Raw genomic sequence first — 21,186 nt, 5'->3', positions numbered from 1 at the left:
ACATGCTGCCCACTTATTTACAACGCGCTTTTGCGAATCCGGTCCGCTTGCTGACCTGCGTCTCCGTGGCCACGGCCCTGGCGGCCTGTGGCGGCGGCGGAGGCAGCCCTGGCGGAACGAGCTCGACCACGCCCGGCACCACCACCCCGACCCCGGGTACCAACCCAGGTACGCCGACCACGCCAGTGGTGCCGGCCGAGCCGAAAATGACCGTGCAACTGGTCGACGCCGGCGGTACCGCGATCACCACCCTGTCGGGTGGTCAGGCGGGCCAGGTGAAGGTCACCGTGCTCGACGCCAAGGGCAACGCCGCCGTGAACGAGGTCGTGAAATTCACTACCGATGAGACCTTGCTGCAATTCACGCCAGTGTCGGGCTCGGCACTGACCGACGCCTCGGGCGTGGCGGTCATTACCGTCAAGCCGGCCAGCGTCACGTCGGCCGGCGCTGTCAATATCGCCGCTAGCGCCGTTGCCGGCGGTAAAGCGGTCACTGGCGGGATCAACCTGGCCGTCGGCGCGGCCCCGCTGACGCTCGGCAAGATCGACTTCGTGCCGGAACGCAAAGACGGCGCGATCCTGCCGGCCTTCGGCACCGCCTTGCTGCAGATTCCTATCACCACCGGCAACGTCGCTGCCACCACCGCACCGGGCCTGACCATCAATTCCCTGTGCAGTAACGACGGCACCGCCAGCCTGGTGCTGGGCGCGCTGGACAAAGGCGTGCAATCGGTCACCTACACCAACAAGGGTTGCCTGCGCGTGACCGACACCATCACTGTGTCGCTCGGCAATTTCAACCAGACAGTCAACATCAATGTGGGCAAGGCGAACATCGGCACCATCCAGTTCGTCGGTTCGGACTTGCAGGGCAGCGCGATCGTCCTGCGCGGCTCCGGCGGCCTGGGCCGCAAGGAATCGGCCATCCTGACTTTCCGCGTGCTCGACCAGAACAGTATCGGCTTGCCGGGCGTGGACGTGACCTTCACCGCGACCACCACCACCGGCGGCCTGATCGTGCAACCGGCCAAGGCCACTTCCGACGCCACCGGCGCGGTCACCACCACCGTCGCCTCGGGCACGATCCCGACGCCGGTGCGCGTGGTTGCCCAAGCGACGCGCAACGGCACCACCATCAGCGGCCTGTCCGACAGCCTGATCATTTCGACCGGCCTGCCGATCCAGAAATCGATGTCGCTCAGCTCCGACAGCTACAATATCGACGGCCTGAACTTCGATAATTCAATTGCCAAGGTCACCGTCCTGATGGCCGACCAGTACGGCAATCCGATCTCCGACGACACCGCTGTCAATTTCGTCACAGAAGGCGGCGCCATCGCCACCCCGAGTCAAGGCGGTTGCAAAACCAAGGATGGCGGTTGCACGGTCGAACTCAAGAGCCAGGCTTTCCGTCCCGTCAATGGGCGCGTGACCGTGCTGGCCTACGTCCAGGGTATTGAAAACTTTATCGACACCAATGGCGATGGCCTGTACAGCTGCAAACAGCCGATCCTGGTCAATCCTTCCGACCCAACCCCGTACCGTCCGCTGGTCGACAGCTGCACGCTGACCACCGGCGAAACCTTCAGCGACCAGGGCGATCCGTTCCTCAACACCGGCGAGCATGCAGTCATCCGCGGCAATCCAGGGGGCAACACGCTCATCAGGACTGGTAAAACTGGAAGAGAATACAACAGCGCCATTGGCGATCTGCCGTTCCCTTACAATCGCACCGCCTACAGCGCCGCAGGCAACCAGCAGTGGGGCTTGAATTACATCTGGCGCGAGGCCGAAATCGTCTTCAGCGGCGATGATCCGACCTTCATCCGCCAGTACCGCAATGAAGATGGCACCCTGCGCGACTGGACCTTGGCCGATGGCCCGTTGAATGTCATTGCTGGCCTGAGCGGTGCCGGTTGCTCGAACCAGCTCTTGTTCTTCCGCATCGTCGACGTCAATAACAACCCGCTGCCAAAAGACACCGCGGTCAGCGCCGGCGATTCGGACAAGGTCCAGCCGCAAACCGTCTCGCCAAACCTGGTTGGCTCGACCAACCGCCTGGGCGGCACCGAGCACTGGGTCAACATCAAGGCTGAAACGAGCTGTGCCCCTGGCGAGTTCTCCATCAAGGCGACGACGCCGCGCGGCAAAAGCAGCGCAGTAGGCTTTAGGTCGGGTCCGGCAGCTCCTTGAAGTCGGACAACATCTTCCTGGTAGGGCTGATGGGGGCGGGAAAAACCACCATCGGCCGTATTCTCGCCAGGAAGCTTGGTAAACGCTTTGTCGATTCCGACCACGAGATCGAGGCCCGTACGGGCGCAACCATCCCGTGGATTTTCGAAATCGAAGGCGAGGCGAGTTTTCGTCGCCGTGAGGCTGAGGTCATCCGTGACCTGACGGCGCAGGACGGACTCGTCCTCGCCACCGGCGGCGGGGCCGTGCTCGACCCCGCCAGCCGCGCCTATCTGAAACAACGTGGCCGCGTGGTTTACCTGCGCGCCAGCGTCAACAGCATCATGCTGCGCACCACCCACGACAAAAGCCGGCCCTTGCTGCAAACGGCCGACCCCCGCAGGAAACTCGAAGAATTGACGGCCCAGCGCGAGCCGCTGTACCGCGAGATTGCCGACCTGGTGATCGACACGGGCCGACCTAACGTACAATCGATGGTCCAAACAATTCTGACGCAACTGTCCGCGCTCGGCCCAGCCGCCGCGAGAACAGCGCGCGGGTCTCATATGCCACCATCGAACGCATCAGCAGTATCGCAACAAGCGAACACCGAACCATCCCGGATCTTCCTCAATGTCGAGCTGGGCGAACGCAGTTACCCGATCACCATCGGCGCCGGCGTGCTGTCCGACCCGGCCCTGCTCGAGCGTCATATCGCCGGGCGCAAGGTCGCCATCGTGACCAACACCACCGTGGCCCCGCTGTACCTCGAGCGCGTGGCCGCGCCGCTGCGCGCTGCGGGGCGCGATGTGCTCGAAATCGTCCTGCCCGACGGCGAACAGTTCAAGAGCTGGGACAGCCTGATGACCATCTTCGACGCCCTGCTCGAGCACAAGTGCGACCGCAAGACCACCATGGTGGCCCTGGGCGGCGGCGTGATCGGCGACCTGACCGGGTATGCCGCCGCCAGTTACATGCGCGGCGTGCCCTTCGTGCAGATGCCGACCACCTTGCTCGCGCAGGTCGACTCCTCGGTCGGCGGCAAGACCGGCATCAACCACCCGCTGGGCAAGAACATGATCGGCGCCTTTTACCAGCCGCGCGCCGTGCTGGCCGATACCGCCTCGCTCGACACCCTGGCGCCGCGCGAACTGTCGGCCGGCCTGGCCGAAGTGATCAAGCATGGCGCCATCATCGATGCCGCGTTTTTCGACTGGATCGAAGCGAACATCGGCAAGCTGATGGCGCGCGACCAGCACGCGCTGGCGCACGCCATCTCGCGCTCCTGCGAAATCAAGGCCGAGGTGGTGCGCCAGGATGAACGCGAGGGCGGCCTGCGCGCCATCCTCAATTTCGGCCACACTTTTGGTCACGCGATCGAAGCGGGCATGGGCTACGGCGCCTGGCTGCACGGCGAAGCGGTCGGTTGCGGCATGGTCATGGCGGCCGACCTGTCGCACCGCCTGGGACTGGTCGACGCGGCCACCGTGGCGCGCATGCGCGCGCTGGTGGCCGCCGCCGGCCTGCCGACCGTGGCGCCCGACCTCGGCGCCGAGCGCTGGCTCGAACTGATGGAAGTGGACAAGAAAAACGAAGGCGGCGCCATCAAGTTCATCCTGATGAAGCCCCTGGGCAGCCCGAACATCACCAGCGCCCCGCGCGAGCAACTGCTGGCCACCCTGGCCGCCTGCGTCGGCTGACATGAACCCGGACGCCCACCTCGCCCCGTACGCCGTGCATTCGGAGACGGCGCGCGGCCGGCGCCATCCCGAAACGTCGCATGCGTCGCGCAGCCAGTTCCAGCGCGACCGCGACCGCATCATCCACTGCTCGGCCTTCCGCCGGCTCGAATACAAGACCCAGGTCTTCCTCAATCACGAGGGCGACATGTTCCGCACGCGCCTCACGCACAGCCTGGAGGTGGCGCAGGTCGGCCGTTCCATGGCGCGCAACCTGCGCCTGAACGAAGACCTGGTCGAAGCGCTCGCGCTGGCGCATGACCTGGGCCACACGCCGTTCGGCCACGTGGGCCAGGATGTGCTCAACGAATGCATGCGCGAGCACGGCGGTTTCGAACACAACCTGCAAAGCCTGCGCGTGGTCGACGAACTCGAAGAGCACTACGGCGCCTTCGACGGCCTGAACCTGATGTTCGATACGCGCGAGGGCATCCTCAAGCACTGCTCGCTGGCCAACGCCAAACTGCTCGGCCCCGTGGCGCAGCGCTTCATCGACCGTACCGAGCCCTCGCTGGAAGCGCAGTTGACCAACCTGGCCGACGAAATCGCCTACAACAGCCACGATATCGACGATGGCTTGCGCTCAGGGCTGATCACGATCGCGCAGCTGGAGGAGGTCGATTTTTTCGCGCGCCGCTGGCACGATGTGCAAAAGGCCTATCCGGGCTTGTCGGGCCGGCGCGCCATCTACGAAACCTTGCGCCGCCTGATCACCGTGCTGGCCGACGACCTGATCGAAACGTCCGGCGTGCTGCTGGCCGAAGCCGCGCCGGCCAACCTCGATGCGGTGCGCGCCAGCGGCCCGCTGATCCGCTTTTCCGACCCGATGCGCAAGGATGCGACGGAACTCAAGCGCTTCCTGCGCGCCAATCTGTACCGCCATTTCAAGGTCAACCGGATGCGCGTGAAAGCGAGCCGCATCGTGCGCGAACTGTTCGACGCCTTCATGGCCGAACCGGTCTTGCTGCCGCCCGATTACCAGTTGGCTGGCGGGGATCTCACAAAGCAGGCGCGCAAGATCGCCGACTATATCGCCGGCATGACCGACCGCTACGCGATCCGCGAACACCGGCGTATCTTCTCGCTCGACGATCTGTAGTCGGATCTATAGTCAGAACAGGGAGGGGGCGCTCAGGTCGAGCAGCAGTTTCTTGACCGGCGCCGGCAGCGGCGCGCTGTCGATGCGCGCCAGGTCCCACCAGAGATAGGGCGCAGGCAGGTCGGCGCGTCGCGACAAGCTCACCTGGAACGGCGCGATGTGCAGGCGGTAGTGCGTGAACACATGCACCAGCGGCAGCAGCGCGGAAATCGCTTCCACTTCACCGAAAGCGCCGGCCAGCGGCGCCACCGCGTCGATGGCCAGCGCGCCGCGCACGGCATGGCCGTCCAGCTCGGGCAGCGACATCAGCCCGCCCCAGATGCCGCTCTGCGCGCGCTGTTCGAGCAGCACCTGGCCGCCTTCGATCACCACCAGCAGGGCAGCCTGTTTTTCGGGGATGGTCTTTTTCGGTTTGCGCACCGGCAGTTCGGCGGTGCGGCCGGTGGCGTAGGCCACGCAGCGGTCCTGGAGCGGGCAGCGCGCGCAATCGGGTTTACTGCGCGTACACAGCGTGGCGCCCAGGTCCATCAGGCCCTGCGTGTACGCTTCGATTCCTTCAGCCGGCAGCAGCGCGTCCGCGCGCCGCCACAAGCCCTCTTCAACCGCTTTCACGCCCGGGAATTCATCGATGCCGAACACGCGCGCGAACACGCGCTTGACGTTGCCGTCCAAAATGGCCGCGCGCGTCCCGCTGGAAAATGCGGAAATGGCCGCCGCCGTCGAGCGCCCGATGCCGGGCAAGTCGGCCAGCAGCGCCGGCTCGCTCGGAAACACGCCGCCGTATTCCTCAACCACGCGCTTGGCGCAGGCATGCAGGTTGCGCGCCCGCGTGTAGTAGCCAAGGCCGCTCCACTGCGCCATCACGTCTTCCGACGGCGCCGCAGCCAGGTCGTGCAGGGTAGGGAAGCGTTCCAGGAAGCGCGCATAGTAAGAGAGCACCGCGGCCACCTGCGTTTGCTGCAGCATGATCTCGGAGAGCCAGATGCGGTAAGCGTCGCGCGTGTTTTGCCAGGGCAGGGCGTGGCGTCCGTGCGACTTCTGCCAGTCAATGACGGCAGCGGAAAACGAGGGGTCTTCCAGCTGCCCGAACTCGGTCAGTCTTTTCACGCAGCCGCTTCGAATGCTTGTGCGGTGGTGCGCCGCATGGCCGCGTCCACGTTGCCGGCCAAGTCGTTCAGGCGTGCCTTGACCTTCTCCAGCGCGAACTGGCTCGCTTCGAACGATTCGATTTTCGTTTCCAGGCTGTCGGTGGCGTCGTGGATGCGCTGGATCGACGCCAGGCGATGCTTGAGCTGGTCCTTGTGCTGGCGGATCTGCGCTTCCAGCGGCGACATGATCACCTTCAGCCATGCTTCGACGTCGGCGTTGGCGGCGCGGTAGCTGCGCCGCACGCGCGAGGCGATCGAATCGAAAAAGCGCTCGATGACGGCGTCGCGGCTGGTGATTAACAGGGTGGTGGTGCCGAACTGCTTGACGTACACCTCTTCGATGGCGTCGATCTCCTTGCGGTACTTGTCGAGCGAGAGCGTCATCGGCACGGCCAGGCTCAAGCCATGCTCGGCGGCGAATTTCCGGTACATCATTTCCATCATCTCGCTGATCTCGGAAATCTTGCGGTTCGAGACATCGAGATTGGCGCGCGCCTGGTCGAAAAAGTGCTTGACCGGGCCACGGATGCCGGTGGTGACGAAGCGCGATGCGGCCATCGCTTCGCGCACGGCGGCGATTTCCTTATGCACGATGTCCATGCCGAGCGTGGTGTAGAGCTCCGTCGACAGGCGCGCGAACACCGCGCGCGTGCCCTGCAGCTTGAACAGGCTGCCGTCGAATTCCTTTTTCTCGACTTCGACCCTGCGCATCATGTGGGCGATCACGCCCTGGTTCTTGCCGCGCAGGCTTTTGAGTTCCTGCAGCTGCTCGACGATGTCGCGGATGCGCGCCCCGATGGTCGCTTGCTGGGTGCCGACCACCGCGTTCAGGTCGTCCGAGAGCTGCTTGCGGATAATGTCCTGCTTGGCCGGAATGAGTTCGTTGAACAGGGCCGCTTCGAGCGCGCCGAGGCGGCTCTTTTCGAGCAAGGCCATGTCGCCGTTGATCTTGCCGACCAGGGCTTTTTGGGCCGACACCGGGAACACCTGGCGCGGCTCCAAGGCCAGCATGTGCGCCACGGTGGTTTGCTGGCGCTCGATCTCGGCGTCGTTTTCATCCTCGGTCTTGAGCTCATCCCACATCGCGTCGATCTTGTTCATGACCACGATGCGCCCGGCGCCGGCGCCGATGTGGGTGCGCCAGACTTCGATATCGCTCTTGGTCACGCCGGTTTCGGCGGCCAGGATGAACAGCACCGCGTGCGCGTTCGGAATCAGGTTCAGGGTCAGTTCCGGCTCGGTGCCGATCGCGTTCAGGCCAGGCGTGTCGAGGATGACCAGGCCTTGCTTGAGAAGCGGGTGAGGGAAGTTGATGATCGCGTGGCGCCACAGCGAAATTTCGATCATGCCGTTGTCGTCGAGCGTGGCGGCGACGTCCGGGTCGGTCTCGTCGAACAGGCCGTAGCGCTTCGCTTCCTCGACCTTGACATGCTTGGTCATGCTGACCTGCTTGAAGGTCTCGTGCATTTCCTCGCCGGCGTCGAGCGCCAGCGGCAGCACGGTCCAGGCGGCCGGATCGTCGCGGTAATCGCTGGTCGACAGGTTGCTGGCGCGCGTTTCGATCGGCAACAGGCGGATGCAGGGCGGGAACGCCGGGTCGTACATCAGCTCGGTCGGGCACATGGTGGTGCGCCCGGCCGCCGAGGGCAGGATGCGCTGGCCGTAATCGGCAAAGAAAATCGCGTTGATCAGTTCGGATTTGCCGCGCGAGAACTCCGCCACGAAGGCCACCGACAGGCGGTCGTCGGCCAGGCGCGCCAGCGCGCGCGCGATGCGCTGCTCGGTTGCCGCGTCGGTCAGTTCAGCCGCAGTGACCCACCCTTGATACTTTTCCAGCGCCATCGCCACGTCCTGACGCCACGCGCTGTACTGCTCAAAATCTTGCACCATTATGCTCACATTGCCCTCGCGTACAGGTTCTTGCGAATCCTGCTCGATTGTCATTTTTGACAATTTACACAATAAAAAGTCGACCGCTGCCCCTGCTTGATCTGACGAATCTCTGCCCCACAGTTGCGGCAAGGCACTCCAGCACGATCATAGACGAAATATGTCTGTTGGAAATAGCCCGATTGCCCATTTACCGCAATAAAGTCACGTAAAGTGCTGCCCCCTTGCACAATAGCCTCAGACAGGATAAGGCGAATCGCCTCGGCCAGCCTGTTGTAGCGTTCGCGGCCGATGCGCGCGGCCGGCGTTTTCGGGTTGATTCCTGCCCGAAACAGGCTCTCGCAAGCGTAGATATTGCCCACGCCGACCACGATATCGCCCGCCAGCAGCACCTGCTTGATCGGCGCCGAGCGCTTGCGCGTCTCGCGGTACAGCAATTCGCCCGAAAAACCGTCGCCCAAAGGCTCGACGCCGAGGCCGCGCAGCAGCAGGTGCTGGTCGGGTTCGCCGTCACCGGCGGGATGCCACAGCACCGCCCCGAAGCGGCGCGGATCGTTCATGCGCAGCACTTGCGCACCGCCCTCGCTGGCCACGACCAGGTCGAAATGGTCATGTTTTTTCACCGCCGTGTCCAGCGGCAGCACGCGCAGGTGGCCGGACATGCCCAGATGAATGATCAGGGTGCCATGATCGAAGGCGATCAGCAAGTATTTGCCGCGCCGCCCGGTGTGCAAAATGCGCTGCCCGGCCAGCAGCTCGGACAAGCCCGGCGGGAATGGCCAGCGCAAGCCTTCCCGGCGCGTCAGGACGTGCTCGACGATGCGGCCGTCGATATGGGGCGCGACGCCGCGCCGGGTGACTTCTACTTCGGGCAGTTCAGGCATGTCGGATAGGCAGATTCATGTTGGTGACGCGGTGGATCCGCACGCGAAGCGTGGCTTGGGCGTAGAATCGGGAATAATCGCTGTCATTCTGGAACCACCTTGAAAAACGCTTTCGTCATTGTAACCCTGTCCGGCCTGCTCTCGGCGTGCGCCGTGGCGCCCACGCCTCACACCGAGGCCCCCGCGTCCCCTCCCGCGCCGGCCATTGCCGACGCCCCCATGCCATCGGCCGCCGAGGTGCTCGCCGAAGGCGAGCGCACCGCCGCGCCGGATGAGCCGTCGGCGGACCTCAAGCTGCCCAAGGTCGTCTTGACCCGCGACATGCTCTACAAGCTGATGAAGGCCGAATTCGAATTTCGCGGCGGCGTCTGGCAGGCGCCCTACATGACCCTGATGGGCCTGGCCCAGCAAACGCGCGATCCGCGCCTGGCGCAGCGCGCCGCCGAAATGGCCCAGGCCGCGCAGCAGGGCAAGGAATCGCTGGTCGCGATCCGCCTGTGGCGCGAACTGGCGCCCGACTCCGACGAAGCGACCCAGTACTACATCGCCGCCGCGGTGATGGCCGACGACCTGGGCGAAGCCGGCCAGCTGTTCGCCGCGCGCCTGCGCGACGCGCCGCCGGCCAACCGCGGCCTGGTCATGTACCAGATCCAGCAATTGCTGACCCGCGCGCGCGACAAGGCCGCCGCCGGCGCGCTGCTCGAGCGCCTGCTGGCGCCCTACAGCACCATGAGCGAAGCGCGCGTGGTGCTGGCGCAGTCGGCCTACACGCGCGGCGCCAACGAGGTGGCGCTGGGCCATGCCCAGGAAGCGCTGCGCATCAAGCCCGATTCCGAAATCGCCGTGCTGACCCTGGCCCAGGTCAGCGGCGAGCAGGCCGACGTGGCCGCCTTGCTGGCCAGGTTCCTTGCCGCCAATCCCGGAGCGCGTGAAGTGCGCGCCGCCCACGCCCGCATCCTCGTCACGCAAAAGCAGTACGATGCGGCGCGCAAGCAATTCGTGGCCCTGCTCAAGGAGCAGCCCGACAATCCGGCCACGCTGTACGCGCTGGGCATCTTGTCGATGCAGCTGAACGACCCGGCCGCGGCCGAAACCTACCTGGCCAGCTTCGTCGCCTTGCTCGACAAGAACCCGGGCGACGAGCGCGATCCGGCCAAGGTGCTGATGATGCTCTCGCAACTGGCCGACGAGCGCGGCGATATTCCCGCCGCCCGCGCCTGGCTCGAAAAAATCGACCAGGAAGACGCGCCGACCTGGTTCGCGGCGCAGCTGCGTACGGCCCAACTGATCGGCAAGCAGGGCGACCTGGCGGGCGCGCGCGCCTACCTGGCCGCCCTCAAGACCGAAGAGCCGGCCCAGCAGGTGCAAGTGGTGCTGGTGCAAAGCCAGATCCTGCGCGACGCCGGCAAGCCCGATGACGCTTACGCCGCGATGGAGCAGGGCGTCGTGCGTTTCCCGGACAATCCCGACCTGTTGTACGACTTTGCCCTGCTGGCCGAAAAAATCGGCAAGGTCGATGTGATGGAAAAAAACCTGCGCCAGGTCATGCAGCTGGCCCCGGACAACCACCACGCCTACAACGCGCTCGGTTACTCGCTGGCCGAGCGCAATGTGCGCCTGGACGAAGCGCTGGCGCTGATCGACAAGGCCCTGAAAATGGCCCCGGCCGACCCCTTCATCATGGACAGCATGGGCTGGGTCCAGTACCGCCTGGGCAAGCTGGACGAAGCCGAGGCCCACCTGCGCCGCGCCTACGCCCTGCGCAACGATGTCGAAATCGCCGTACACCTGGGCGAAGTGCTGTGGCACAAGGGCCAGAAATCCGACGCCCAGCAGCTGTGGCGCGAAGCGCGCGCCAAGGATCCCAAGAACGATACGCTCAAGAGCACGCTCGCACGGCTGCAGCTCAAGCTGTGATGGGTCATAATGGCGCGCATCTTCCTCACGCCGCCCCACTGCCATGATGCTTAAAAACCGCTTCCCCGTGCTGGCCTGGGTCTTCGCTGCCAGCGCGCTCCTGTCCGCCTGCGCCACGCCCGACGCCAAGCTGTCCAAAGACAGCGTGGCGGCCTACCGCGACGCCATCGAACTCGGTGGCCGCCTGACCGTGAATTACCAAAAAGATGGCCAGACCGAGACCCTGACCGGCAAGTTCAACTGGGTCCAGACGCCGTCCGCCGTCAACGTCAGCCTGGCCTCGCCGCTGGGCCAGACCATCGCCACGATCACCGTCACGCCCGAGTCGGCCACCCTGACGCAAGGCGACCGCGCCCCGCGCGTGGCGCGCGACATCGACAGCCTGACCGCGCAAACGCTGGGCTGGTCGCTGCCGGTGTCGGGCCTGCGCGACTGGCTGCAAGGCTATGCCACCGGCGCCGACGGCCAGCGCTTCGCCGCGTCCCCGGCCGCCAACACCGTCACCACCGCCGACGGCTGGCGCCTGACCTACGTGAGCTGGCAAGACGCCGGCGCGGCCAAGCCGGCGCCGAAGCGCATCGACGTCGCCCGCGTGGCCAGCGCCACCGTGGAAGCGATGGAAATCCGCATCGTGATCGACCCGCAGGGCTGACATGCGGCGTACTTCCCTGCACGATTGCCCGGCCCCGGCCAAGCTCAATCTGTTCCTGCACGTGAACGGGCGCCGCGCCGACGGCTACCACCTGCTGCAGACCGTGTTCCAGATGGTCGACCATGGCGACCTGCTGCACTTCGACCTGCGCGCCGACCATCGCATTTGCCGCACCACCGACGTGCCGGGCGTGCCGCAAGAGCATGACCTGATCGTGCGCGCGCTGCTGCTGCTGCAAGCGGCCTGCGAGCGCCGCCACGGCCGCCTGCCGCCCGGGATCGACGTGGCCATCGACAAGCGCCTGCCGATGGGGGGCGGGCTCGGTGGCGGCTCCTCGGACGCCGCCACCGCCCTGATGGTGGCCAACGTCCTGTGGCAGGCCGGGTTGACGCGCGACGACTTGATGGCGCTGGCCCTGCCGCTGGGCGCCGACATTCCGTTTTTCATCTTTGGCGAGACCGCCTTTGCCGAAGGCGTGGGCGAGGCGCTGCGGCCGGTCGCGGCGCCCGATTGCTGGTATGTGGTGATCGAACCAGGGGTCGCCGTTCCGACCGCAGCAATATTTTGCTCAGAACATTTGACAAGGGACACTTCGCCGATCATAATAACGGACTTTTCCAGGCACACCATGAAGCACGCAGTGCTCAAGGGGTTCGGAAGAAATGATTTGCAAGCAGTGGCAGTGAGTTTGTTCCCGCCGGTAGCACAGGCGATCGACTGGCTCTCGGCTCACGGTGACGCCAGGATGACTGGCTCGGGAGCGTGTGTATTTTGCGCGTTTTCCAGCGAAACGGAAGCGCAAGCGGTACTGCAACAAGTGCCCGCCATCTGGAAAGCATGGAAAGCGAAAGCGCTGATGCATCATCCTCTCAACACGGTGTTGCAAGTTAGTGCGGTTATAGAATAGAATTTGGCCTGGCGTTGTGTTTGACGATAAAATGTCAAGTGTGACGACAAGCAGTCAGTTGCGTAGGGGAATCGCCAAGCTGGTTAAGGCACTGGATTTTGATTCCAGCATACCAAGGTTCGAATCCTTGTTCCCCTGCCATTCGTTTTGCCTGGTCTGTCGATGCGAAGTGTGCGTCCAGCAGGCGGACTCGGTGGCCTCGCTCTCGCGAGTCACTTGTTAGCTTAGCGTCAGCCGGCCGGTTCTGTCCGGCGACATCATTCAAAGAAATCAACGCTTACCTCTTGGGACTCCCATGGCTTACGAAAACCTGATGGTTTTTACCGGCAACGCAAACCCTGCGCTGGCTGAAGGAGTCGCAAAAAATCTCGGCATCCCTCTCGGCAAGGCAGTCGTCTCCAAGTTCTCGGATGGCGAAGTCATGGTCGAGATCAACGAGAATGTCCGTGGTAAAGACGTTTTTGTCCTGCAATCGACCTGCGCACCGACCAACGACAGCCTGATGGAAATCATCCTGATGGTCGACGCCCTCAAGCGCGCGTCCGCCGGCCGCATCACCGCCGCGATCCCGTATTTTGGTTATGCCCGCCAGGACCGTCGTCCACGTTCGGCGCGCGTGGCCATTTCGGCCAAAGTGGTGGCCAACATGCTGGAAAAAGCCGGTGTCGAGCGCGTCCTGATCATGGATCTGCACGCGGACCAGATCCAGGGCTTCTTCGATATCCCGGTTGACAATATTTACGCTTCCCCGATCTTGCTGGGCGACCTGCAAAAACGCAATTACGACGACCTGCTGGTGGTGTCCCCGGACGTCGGCGGCGTGGTGCGCGCCCGCGCCCTGGCGAAACGCCTCGGCTGCGACCTGGCCATCATCGACAAGCGCCGCCCGAAGGCGAACGTGTCGGAAGTGATGAACATCATCGGTGAAGTCGAAGGCCGTAACTGCGTCATCATGGATGACATGGTCGACACCGCCGGCACCCTGACCAAGGCCGCCGAAGTGCTCAAGGAGCGCGGCGCCAAGAAAGTGGTGGCGTATTGCACGCACCCGGTGCTGTCCGGTCCTGCGATCGACCGCATTTCGGCGTCGCCGCTGGACGAACTGGTGGTCACCGACACGATTCCCCTGTCGGCCGCCGGCCTGGCGTGCGACAAGATTCGCCAGCTGACCTGCGCACCGCTGCTCGCTGAAACGTTCAAGCGGATCAGCAAGGGCGATTCGGTGATGTCCCTGTTCATTGACTAAACTGCGCGACTAAACTGCGCGACTAAACTGCGCGACTAAGCCAGTCAGCGGAAGTACCCGATTCGCAGGGTGGCAAGGCGGGAACCGAGCGTTCCCGGCCGTGCCACCCTGAAGTCTATTTCAGTACCGATTTTTCCGGCTGCCCCAGGGCGGCCGTTTTCGAGTACCCCTGGTCGCGGGGGCGCTCACACCGCAGGGCGATCAAGCCCCGCATTTTTTGGAGCAACACATGAAAGTTATCGCATTCAATCGCAATCTGCAGGGGTCCGGAGCGAGCCGCCGCCTGCGTATCGCTGGTCAAACCCCAGGTATCGTCTACGGTGGCGCTGAAGCCCCTGTCATGATCCAACTGGACGGCAACGCCCTGTACCACGCACTGAAAAAAGAAGCGTTCCACGGTTCGGTCCTGGAAATGGAAATCGACGGCAAAACCCAGCCAGTGCTGCTGCGCGACTTCCAGATGCACGCATTTAAGCAATTGGTCCTGCACGCTGACTTCCAGCGCGTCGATGCCAACAGCAAGCTGCACAAGAAAATCGCCCTGCACTTCATCAACGCCGACGTCTCGCCAGCAGTCAAACTGCACGGCGCGATCGTTTCGCACGTGCTGCAAGAGTTGGAAGTGTCGTGCCTGGCAACCGACTTGCCAGAGTTCATCACCGTTGACCTGACCAACATCGACGTCGGTCACTCGATCCACGTTGCTGACCTGGTCCTGCCAAAAGGCGTGTCCGCGATCACCCACGGCAAGAACCCAACCGTTGCTACCGCTGCTGTTCCAGCTGGCCAAGTGTCGGCTGAAGCCGATGCCGCCGCTGCTGAAGCCGCGCCTGCCGCTGCTCCTGCCAAAGGCAAGGGCAAGAAGTAATCATGCGCGCGCCGCGCAAGCGGCGTGTCGGAGAAAAACCCGCTTGGCCTTGCGCCCAGCGGGTTTTTTATCGTCTGTTATCCTTGTATTCCACTATGTTGAGTAGAACACCATGCCCATTCGCCTGATCGTCGGCCTCGGCAATCCCGGCCCCGAGTATCAACAGACCCGCCACAACGCCGGTTTCTGGCTGGTCGACCAGCTCGCCAACAGCCTGCCTGGCTGCCGCCTGCAACGCGAGTCGCGCTTTAACGCCTTCGTGGCGAAAACCACGATCGCCGGCCAGGAAGTGTTTTTGCTCGAACCGCAAACCTTCATGAACCTGTCCGGGCAATCGGTGGGCGCGCTGGCGCGTTTTTACAAGATCATGCCCGACGAGGTGCTGGTCGTGCATGACGAGCTCGACCTGGCGCCCGGCGTGGTCAAGATGAAAAAGGGCGGCTCCAGCGGCGGGCATAACGGCCTCAAGAGCATCACCGCCTCGCTCGGCACCCAGGATTACTGGCGCTTGCGGCTCGGCATCGGCCATCCGCGCACCCTCGCTTCGCAGCAGCCGGTGGCCGACTTCGTGCTGCACCGGCCGCGCAAGGAAGAGCAAATACTGATCGAGGACAGCATCGACAAGAGCTTGCGCATCCTGCCGCTGGCGGTCGAAGGCAAGTTCGATATGGCGACAATGCAGCTGCATACCGCCTGATGCCGCGGGTTAGCCGGCTTTGACGATGATCCGGCTGCGCAGGTCGCGCAATATGCGCTCGAGCGGCGCGCGCATGCGCAGGTAGTCGGCCGGGGTGCAGGTCCTGCCGGCATGGCGAAAGCGCAGCTTGCGCGTGACCAGCACCCGGTTGGCCTGGCGCGCGTAGGCGGCCTGGTATGACAGGCCGGCCGCGTGTACGGATAGCGCTTGCGGCAGCGCCAGGATGCGGATGCCGGGCGCGAAGCTGATCACCGTTTGGTCGGCGGCGTCGAGCGCGGGACAGATGAAATCCTGGGTGCGCGTCTTTTCCTCCGCCATGGCCGCCACCGATTCGGCCGTGCCGCCCCAGAAATTGAAGCTGGTCGCCACGCCGGCCGGTCCCGGCAGCTCGGCCAGATTGTCGCTCACGCCCGCAAAACCCATGCGGTACTCATCCCCCGCGCCATCGACGAGGCCGGCGTCGAAACGGCCGTCGCCATGCTGGCCGAGCGCTTGCAGCATGCGCTCGACGAAGCGCGCGCGCTCGGCCGGCGCCGTATCGCGCACGGCCTGGCGGTACGCTTCGGCCAGCGCGCCGCTGGCCGTGCGCACCACGTCAAGGCGGCCGCTGCCGTTGCGCCCGATGTTGACGCGCGCCAGCATGCGGTTGAGCTCTGGCTGCATCGAGGGCATGCGCGCCAGCTTGCCGGTAGCGGCCAGCAGCACCGGTTTGCCGAGCAGGGCGGACGGCAAATAGCCGGCCTCGACCGAGTCCGAGGAGGCATCGAGGTACAGCCCGAGCGCCGGAATGAAGGTGATCGCATGATTGAAGATGCCCAGGGTGGGCGCGCGCGGCAGGCGGTAGGCATTGCTGCTGTTGACCAGCGCGGCGCTGCTGTCGATGCCGGCCGCCCCGAGCAAGGCTTCGAGCAGGATCGCGTGGTCCTTGCAATCGCCGTAGCGCTTAGCCAGCACGGTGGCGGCCGGATGCGGCGCCACGCCGCCGGCGCCGATGGGCAGCGCCACGTAGGCGATGTGACGGCGCACCCATTCCGACAGGGCCAGCGCTTTCGCGCGCGGGGTGTCGAGGCCGGCCGTCACTTCCCGCGCCAGCGCGGCGATGGCCGGGGTCAGCGCTGCCTGCGCCTTGGCGCGCGCGTGCCAGGCGCGCGCGAAGGCGGCGTAGTCGGGAAAGGTCGACACCGCCAGCCGCTTGCCGTAATCGAGATAGCTGACCGAGTCCGACTCGATGCGCCGGTTCGGGCCGCTGACATATTTCCACTGGTAGACCTGGCGCCCGGCGGCGCCGGCGGCCGGCACCGGCGCAAAGCCGACCGCGTCGGCGTACAAGGTCATCGAGTCCGGCATGTCGTAGATCAGGTGAAACTGCTTGCTCGCGTAAAACTGCGATGAGGACAAGTCTTCGAAGTGGCCGGGAAACAAGGCCTTCTTGCGCGTGAGGACGTAACGCACGGCCACCTGGTCGCCCACCGCGACATCGGAAAAGGCGATGATTTTCAGGCGCGCATCCTGGAACATGGGCGCGTCGCTCGCGGCCGGGTCTGGCTGGTCCTTGATCTGCGGCGGCGGGGCCGCGATGCGCCGGCCGTCCGGCTTGATGGTGAAGGCCTCGAGCTCGCTGATGTCGTCGAGGCCGGTGTTGTAGCTGATCACATACTGGCTGTGCGCCTGCAGCGCGCGCGCCAGGACGATGGTCTTGACATTGTCGACCGTGAGGCGGTAGCCGCCATCGGTGTCGACCACGTAATGCTGGCGGTATTGATCGATGACGATCGCCGGGTCGGTGCCGGTGTCGGCGTTGGCGGCGGCTGCGCCGGCGTTGGCAAGAAGGAGGAGGGCGCTCAATACTGCGGCAAGGCAAGTGGGCATGAAGGGCTCCGGATGAGACATCAGCCGATCATGTTACGCAGGCCGATGTGGCCGCATTTGACTTGCCGCAATCGTGCTCGGGTAGCCGGCCTTACAGGGCCGGGACCCGGAGCCTGAACGATTCCCAGGGAAAGCCGCGCGTGTGCAAGATGCAGAATGGCGAAGCAAGCGGCGCTTCCAGGTACGCCAGTGCGTCGGACAGCACATCGAGTTGCACCGCCCTGAGCGCGTTGTTCGTATCGTTGCGCGCCACTTGGGAGAGCACCCCCGATGTGAGCACGAACGACACCTCTTCGCGCCGGCCGAAGAACGATGCGTACGCGATTTCCGTGTCGCCGCCCCACATGAAGCAGTAAAAATAGACCAGGTCAGCCTTGTGCGCGATGCTCAGTTCCTTCAGGTAACGGAAGAAATCGTCCGGCGGCAGTTCGTCGCGCAAGTCGCTGTCCATATGCTCCCCGAGCGACGCGGGGGCCAGGATGGGCGTGTGTACCTGCCCCGCCAGCGCATGCCAGGACAGCACCCCGGATGCATGCCATTCGGCGCAATCGGTGCCGGGATCGCAGACCGGCCGGATGAGCAACAGCCCGCCTCCGGCGGCACGAACACGCCGGGTTCGTCATGCAGCGTGTAGTCGACCGGAACATCGATCAAATAGGCATGTGCGGCCAGCAGCGGATCGTTGCGCACCGCGGATAACAGGGCGTCATTGCATCGTGCAAAAAACTTCGCTTGCGTACCAGGTCATGTGATGGTTTCCATTGCGATTGGTCGGTCCGCTTGCGGCGGGCGCCATCCATTCTACGTGGCGCTCGGGCGGCATGGCCGCCGCTGAAAGTGCGCTGTGTTCGGATCGCATGACGACGGTCGGCAATACTGCCGGCATGGCGACTTGCCGCAAGGGCGCACTTGTCGCCATAATCGCGTCATGCACGCACTTTCCTTCCACGCCGGCCCGCACGCGCTGGCCCACATCCGCCAGCACGGCCTGCGCGCGCGCGACATCGCCGTCGTTCCCGCCGCCGCCGGCGGCCCCAAAGGCTTGATTTTCCAGTCGCTCGACCAATGGCTGTTCGGCCACTGGTTGGCGCAAGCGCCGCGCGAGCGCGCCCTGATCGGCGCCTCGATCGGCGCCTGGCGCATGGCGGCCGCCTGCCGGGCCGACCCGGTCGCCGCGTTCGCCAGGCTGGGCGAACTGTACTGCGGCCAGCGCTACACCGCCAAGCCCTCGCCGCAGGAAATCGACACTGTCTGCCGCACACTGCTGCACGAACTGGTGGGCGGCCACGAAGCGCAAGTGAGCACTCACCCTCACCACCGCCTGCATATCATCGCCGCGCGCGGGCGCGGGTTCCTGGCCGCGCCGGCGCACCGGCGCGCCGAAGCCACCGGTTTCGCCGCCGCCGCGCTGCTCAACCTGGTGTCGCGCGCCAGCCTGTCACGCATGGCCGAACGGGTCATCGTCAGCGATGCGCGCGGCGCGCCGGCCTGGCTGACGCCCGGCTTCGACAGCTTCACCACCCATCTCGCCACCCTCGACAGCGCCAACCTGGCCGACGCCCTGCTGGCCTCGGGCACCCTGCCGATGCTGATGCAGCCGGTGCGTCGTATCGCCGGCGCGCCGCCGGGTGCTTACTGGGATGGCGGCCTGGTCGACTATCACCTGGCGCTGCCGTACTCGAATCTGGCCCCAGGAGAAATCGTGCTGTACCCGCACTTCAGCGAGCATATCGTGCCGGGCTGGCTGGACAAGGCGATGCCGTGGCGGCGCATGGCGCGCGGCCCCCGGCGCGGCTGGCTCGACAACGTGCTGCTGGTCGCGCCGACCCCGCATTTCCTCAGTACCCTGCCGCGCGGCAAGCTGCTGGACCGCAAGGATTTTACTTTTTACGGGCTCGACCATGACGCCCGCATCCGCAACTGGCAACAGGCGATCGGACAGGGCCAGCGCCTGCGTGACGAATTCGCCGCGTTCGTCGAGCAGCCGGACCTGTCGCGTATCCGGGCATTTTGAACGGCGGCATGAGCAAAGGCATTTGGTGGAACGACCACGGCACGTGACTCAATCCGTATGCCGTTCTTACCGGGTATCGACAGATTATTGTCAATCTCAATGTTTCTTAGTATCGACGCCAAGCCGGGATGGAGGATCGGACGGCATTTCCGCTTGCGAAACAGGGTTCGGCTCAGTACTCACGTTTTTTGCCGCCTGAGCTTGCCTTTTGTCGACATCTTTGCGGATGCGTTGCGCTGCGTACGCGAGCATCTCATCAAATTTGTTCCTGGAATCCGTCGCGATGGCTGTCTTCCGTTCAGCCGGCAGGCTGTTGATGACGTCGTCCAGATATCTTCCCATGGCAAAGTCACCTGTTTTGCTTGTTGGGCTGCCAGCATTGACACGTTCCCAGCGTGAACGCCATCCTGCCCAGTGCCCGAAGTACGCCAAAACAGGCGTACGCGCACAAGGCAGGGTAACGCAGCTTTTGGAGAAGGGTGGCGCTGAGGGTTACAATAGCGATATTCTTTGACAAAACTCACATAAATCAGCGATAGCGCTGCATTGATGGGCGTTTTGTTGTCATTTATCGTAGTGATGGTGGTTGACGTAAAGTCTTGCCTGGCGTGTTACGCCACGATCTGCACCCGCCTAACTTATTGATCATTAAAGGTTTTTCATGAGTCTCCAATGCGGCATCGTCGGCCTGCCCAACGTCGGCAAGTCCACCCTCTTCAACGCCCTGACCAAGGCCGGCATTCCGGCTGAAAACTATCCGTTCTGCACCATCGAGCCGAACGTCGGCGTGGTCGAAGTACCGGACCCGCGCATGGATGCGCTGGCCGACATCGTCAAGCCGGAACGCATGGTCAACGCCATCGTCGAATTCGTCGACATCGCCGGCCTGGTCGCCGGCGCGTCGAAGGGCGAGGGCCTGGGCAACCAGTTCCTGTCGCACATCCGCGAAACCGACGCCATCGTCAACGTGGTGCGCTGCTTCGAAGACGACAATGTGATCCACGTGGCCGGCAAGATCAGCCCGCTGGACGACATCGAAGTCATCCAGACCGAGCTGGCGCTGGCCGACATGGGCACCGTCGAAAAAGCCATCCACCGCGAGAACAAGAAAGCCCGTTCCGGCGACAAGGATGCCGCCAAGCTGGTCGCGCTGATGGAACGCATGATGCCGTTCCTGAACGATGCCAAGCCGGTGCGCGCGATGGGCCTGGATGCCGAAGAAATGCTGTTGATCAAGCCGCTGTGCCTGATCACCGCCAAGCCGGCCATGTACGTGGCCAATGTGTCCGACACGGGCTTCACCAACAACCCGCTGCTCGACCAGTTGACCGCCTACGCCAAGGGTCAAAATGCGCCGATCGTGGCCATCTGCGCCGCCATCGAATCCGAAATCGCCGACCTCGACGATGCCGACAAGGGTGCTTTCCTGGCCGACATGGGCATGCAGGAGCCGGGCCTCGATCGCCTGATCCGCGCCGCCTACAAGCTGCTCGGCCTGCAGACCTACTTCACCGCCGGCGTGAAGGAAGTGCGCGCCTGGACCATCCACGTGGGCGACACCGCCCCGCAAGCGGCCGGCGTGATCCACACCGACTTCGAACGCGGCTTCATCCGCGCGCAAACCATTGCCTACGATGATTTCATCGCGTACAAGGGCGAAGCCGGCGCCAAGGAAGTTGGCAAGATGCGCGCCGAAGGCAAGGAATACGTGGTCAAGGATGGCGATGTGCTGAACTTCCTGTTCAACGTCTGAGCCCTGCCCGCAGTGGCGCCCGATAGCGGCGCAATCGCATAAAAAACCCCGTGCATCGATCGTGATGGCGGGGTTTTTTGTTGCTGTCCTGGCTGCTCGATCAGATGAGCAAGCCCGACCGGTTTCCGGCTAAGGGCGACGTCTGCGCGCGCAGTGATGTCGCCGAGCTGCGGGTGCCGGCAAGCGAGGCTGGATAAGTGTGTATGAAAGACGTAGCGCACCCGGACGAATTGCATCGTCTGCCACCTGCCTTGTCAAGGACGCTCATGGAAACGCGTCCGCTTGCTCGACTGGCCGACCGGCGCGTTAATCAGGCAAGTTAATTCCGGCCG

At 64.3% G+C, this 21,186-nt stretch carries 17 protein-coding genes and 1 tRNA gene; 12 read left to right on the top strand and 6 right to left on the bottom strand.

Annotated features, from left to right (window positions below; all coding sequences use genetic code 11):
- Nucleotides 1-2 precede the first annotated feature (2 nt).
- The 3 genes from F1735_RS08130 to F1735_RS08120 are packed head-to-tail and all read left to right on the top strand — an operon-like array spanning nucleotide 3 to nucleotide 5,009.
- Nucleotides 3-2,192, top strand: coding sequence for a hypothetical protein (locus F1735_RS08130; protein ID WP_167236461.1), 2,190 nt, complete (start codon nucleotides 3-5; stop codon nucleotides 2,190-2,192).
- A gap of 29 nt (nucleotides 2,193-2,221) precedes the next feature.
- Complete coding sequence (gene aroKB / locus F1735_RS08125) at nucleotides 2,222-3,871, top strand: bifunctional shikimate kinase/3-dehydroquinate synthase AroKB (RefSeq protein WP_167236488.1); 1,650 nt, start codon at nucleotides 2,222-2,224, stop codon at nucleotides 3,869-3,871.
- Nucleotide 3,872: 1 nt separating this feature from the next.
- A complete protein-coding gene (locus tag F1735_RS08120) occupies nucleotides 3,873-5,009 on the top strand; it encodes a deoxyguanosinetriphosphate triphosphohydrolase (RefSeq protein WP_167236460.1) in 1,137 nt (378 codons plus the stop codon).
- A 12-nt stretch (nucleotides 5,010-5,021) separates the two neighbouring features.
- On the opposite strand, the gene mutY is transcribed toward F1735_RS08120, so the two are convergent.
- Genes mutY through mutM form a run of 3 tightly spaced genes read right to left on the bottom strand, consistent with a single transcriptional unit; the run spans nucleotide 5,022 to nucleotide 8,931 of the window.
- Nucleotides 5,022-6,116, bottom strand: coding sequence for an A/G-specific adenine glycosylase (gene mutY, locus F1735_RS08115; protein ID WP_167236459.1), 1,095 nt, complete (start codon nucleotides 6,114-6,116; stop codon nucleotides 5,022-5,024).
- Entirely contained in the window at nucleotides 6,113-8,047 is a 1,935-nt protein-coding gene (locus F1735_RS08110; protein ID WP_167236458.1) for a dynamin family protein, read from the bottom strand. The genes mutY and F1735_RS08110 overlap by 4 nt, the downstream gene beginning before the upstream one ends.
- Nucleotides 8,048-8,097: 50 nt before the next feature.
- A complete protein-coding gene (gene mutM / locus F1735_RS08105) occupies nucleotides 8,098-8,931 on the bottom strand; it encodes a bifunctional DNA-formamidopyrimidine glycosylase/DNA-(apurinic or apyrimidinic site) lyase (RefSeq protein WP_167236457.1) in 834 nt (277 codons plus the stop codon).
- Between the two features lie 99 nt (nucleotides 8,932-9,030).
- Here mutM and F1735_RS08100 point away from each other — a divergent pair, with 99 nt between their 5' ends.
- From F1735_RS08100 to pth, 7 genes are all read left to right on the top strand, one after another.
- On the top strand, nucleotides 9,031-10,848 hold the full coding sequence (locus F1735_RS08100) for a tetratricopeptide repeat protein (RefSeq protein ID WP_167236456.1): 1,818 nt from the start codon (nucleotides 9,031-9,033) through the stop codon (nucleotides 10,846-10,848).
- Nucleotides 10,849-10,891: 43 nt separating this feature from the next.
- A complete protein-coding gene (locus F1735_RS08095) occupies nucleotides 10,892-11,500 on the top strand; it encodes an outer membrane lipoprotein LolB (RefSeq protein ID WP_167236455.1) in 609 nt (202 codons plus the stop codon).
- 1 nt (nucleotide 11,501) lies between these two features.
- On the top strand, nucleotides 11,502-12,407 hold the full coding sequence (gene ispE, locus F1735_RS08090; RefSeq protein ID WP_167236454.1) for a 4-(cytidine 5'-diphospho)-2-C-methyl-D-erythritol kinase: 906 nt from the start codon (nucleotides 11,502-11,504) through the stop codon (nucleotides 12,405-12,407).
- 64 nt (nucleotides 12,408-12,471) lie between these two features.
- Nucleotides 12,472-12,548: transfer RNA gene (locus tag F1735_RS08085), tRNA-Gln, on the top strand.
- Between the two features lie 154 nt (nucleotides 12,549-12,702).
- Entirely contained in the window at nucleotides 12,703-13,653 is a 951-nt protein-coding gene (locus F1735_RS08080; protein WP_054265879.1) for a ribose-phosphate pyrophosphokinase, read from the top strand.
- 229 nt (nucleotides 13,654-13,882) lie between these two features.
- On the top strand, nucleotides 13,883-14,521 hold the full coding sequence (locus tag F1735_RS08075) for a 50S ribosomal protein L25/general stress protein Ctc (protein WP_167236453.1): 639 nt from the start codon (nucleotides 13,883-13,885) through the stop codon (nucleotides 14,519-14,521).
- A 112-nt stretch (nucleotides 14,522-14,633) separates the two neighbouring features.
- Complete coding sequence (gene pth, locus F1735_RS08070) at nucleotides 14,634-15,218, top strand: aminoacyl-tRNA hydrolase (RefSeq protein WP_167236452.1); 585 nt, start codon at nucleotides 14,634-14,636, stop codon at nucleotides 15,216-15,218.
- Nucleotides 15,219-15,227: 9 nt separating this feature from the next.
- Here pth and F1735_RS08065 read toward each other — a convergent pair whose 3' ends face one another.
- Together F1735_RS08065 and F1735_RS08060 are read right to left on the bottom strand one after the other, a co-directional pair.
- A complete protein-coding gene (locus F1735_RS08065; RefSeq protein WP_167236451.1) occupies nucleotides 15,228-17,087 on the bottom strand; it encodes a DUF3857 domain-containing transglutaminase family protein in 1,860 nt (619 codons plus the stop codon).
- A 91-nt stretch (nucleotides 17,088-17,178) separates the two neighbouring features.
- The gene (locus F1735_RS08060) at nucleotides 17,179-17,670 is read right to left on the bottom strand and encodes a hypothetical protein (RefSeq protein ID WP_167236450.1); all 492 of its coding nucleotides are present in this window, start codon (nucleotides 17,668-17,670) and stop codon (nucleotides 17,179-17,181) included.
- 345 nt (nucleotides 17,671-18,015) lie between these two features.
- Between F1735_RS08060 and F1735_RS08055 the strand changes: the two genes are divergently transcribed.
- The gene (locus F1735_RS08055; protein WP_167236449.1) at nucleotides 18,016-19,101 is read left to right on the top strand and encodes a patatin-like phospholipase family protein; all 1,086 of its coding nucleotides are present in this window, start codon (nucleotides 18,016-18,018) and stop codon (nucleotides 19,099-19,101) included.
- A 96-nt stretch (nucleotides 19,102-19,197) separates the two neighbouring features.
- Here the strand turns inward: F1735_RS08055 and F1735_RS08050 are convergent, their stop codons facing one another.
- Entirely contained in the window at nucleotides 19,198-19,443 is a 246-nt protein-coding gene (locus F1735_RS08050) for a hypothetical protein (protein WP_167236448.1), read from the bottom strand.
- 319 nt (nucleotides 19,444-19,762) lie between these two features.
- Here F1735_RS08050 and ychF point away from each other — a divergent pair, with 319 nt between their 5' ends.
- Nucleotides 19,763-20,854 (top strand): redox-regulated ATPase YchF, encoded by a 1,092-nt coding sequence (ychF, locus tag F1735_RS08045; protein ID WP_167236447.1) that lies wholly within the window; start codon nucleotides 19,763-19,765, stop codon nucleotides 20,852-20,854.
- Nucleotides 20,855-21,186 lie beyond the last annotated feature (332 nt).

It is taken from the genome of Massilia genomosp. 1, from assembly GCF_011682185.1.
GTDB classification, from domain to species: Bacteria; Pseudomonadota; Gammaproteobacteria; order Burkholderiales; family Burkholderiaceae_D; genus Telluria_A; species Telluria_A rubra.
The sequence above is the reverse complement of the archived record's forward strand: the minus strand, read 5'-3'. Positions and strand labels throughout refer to the sequence as shown.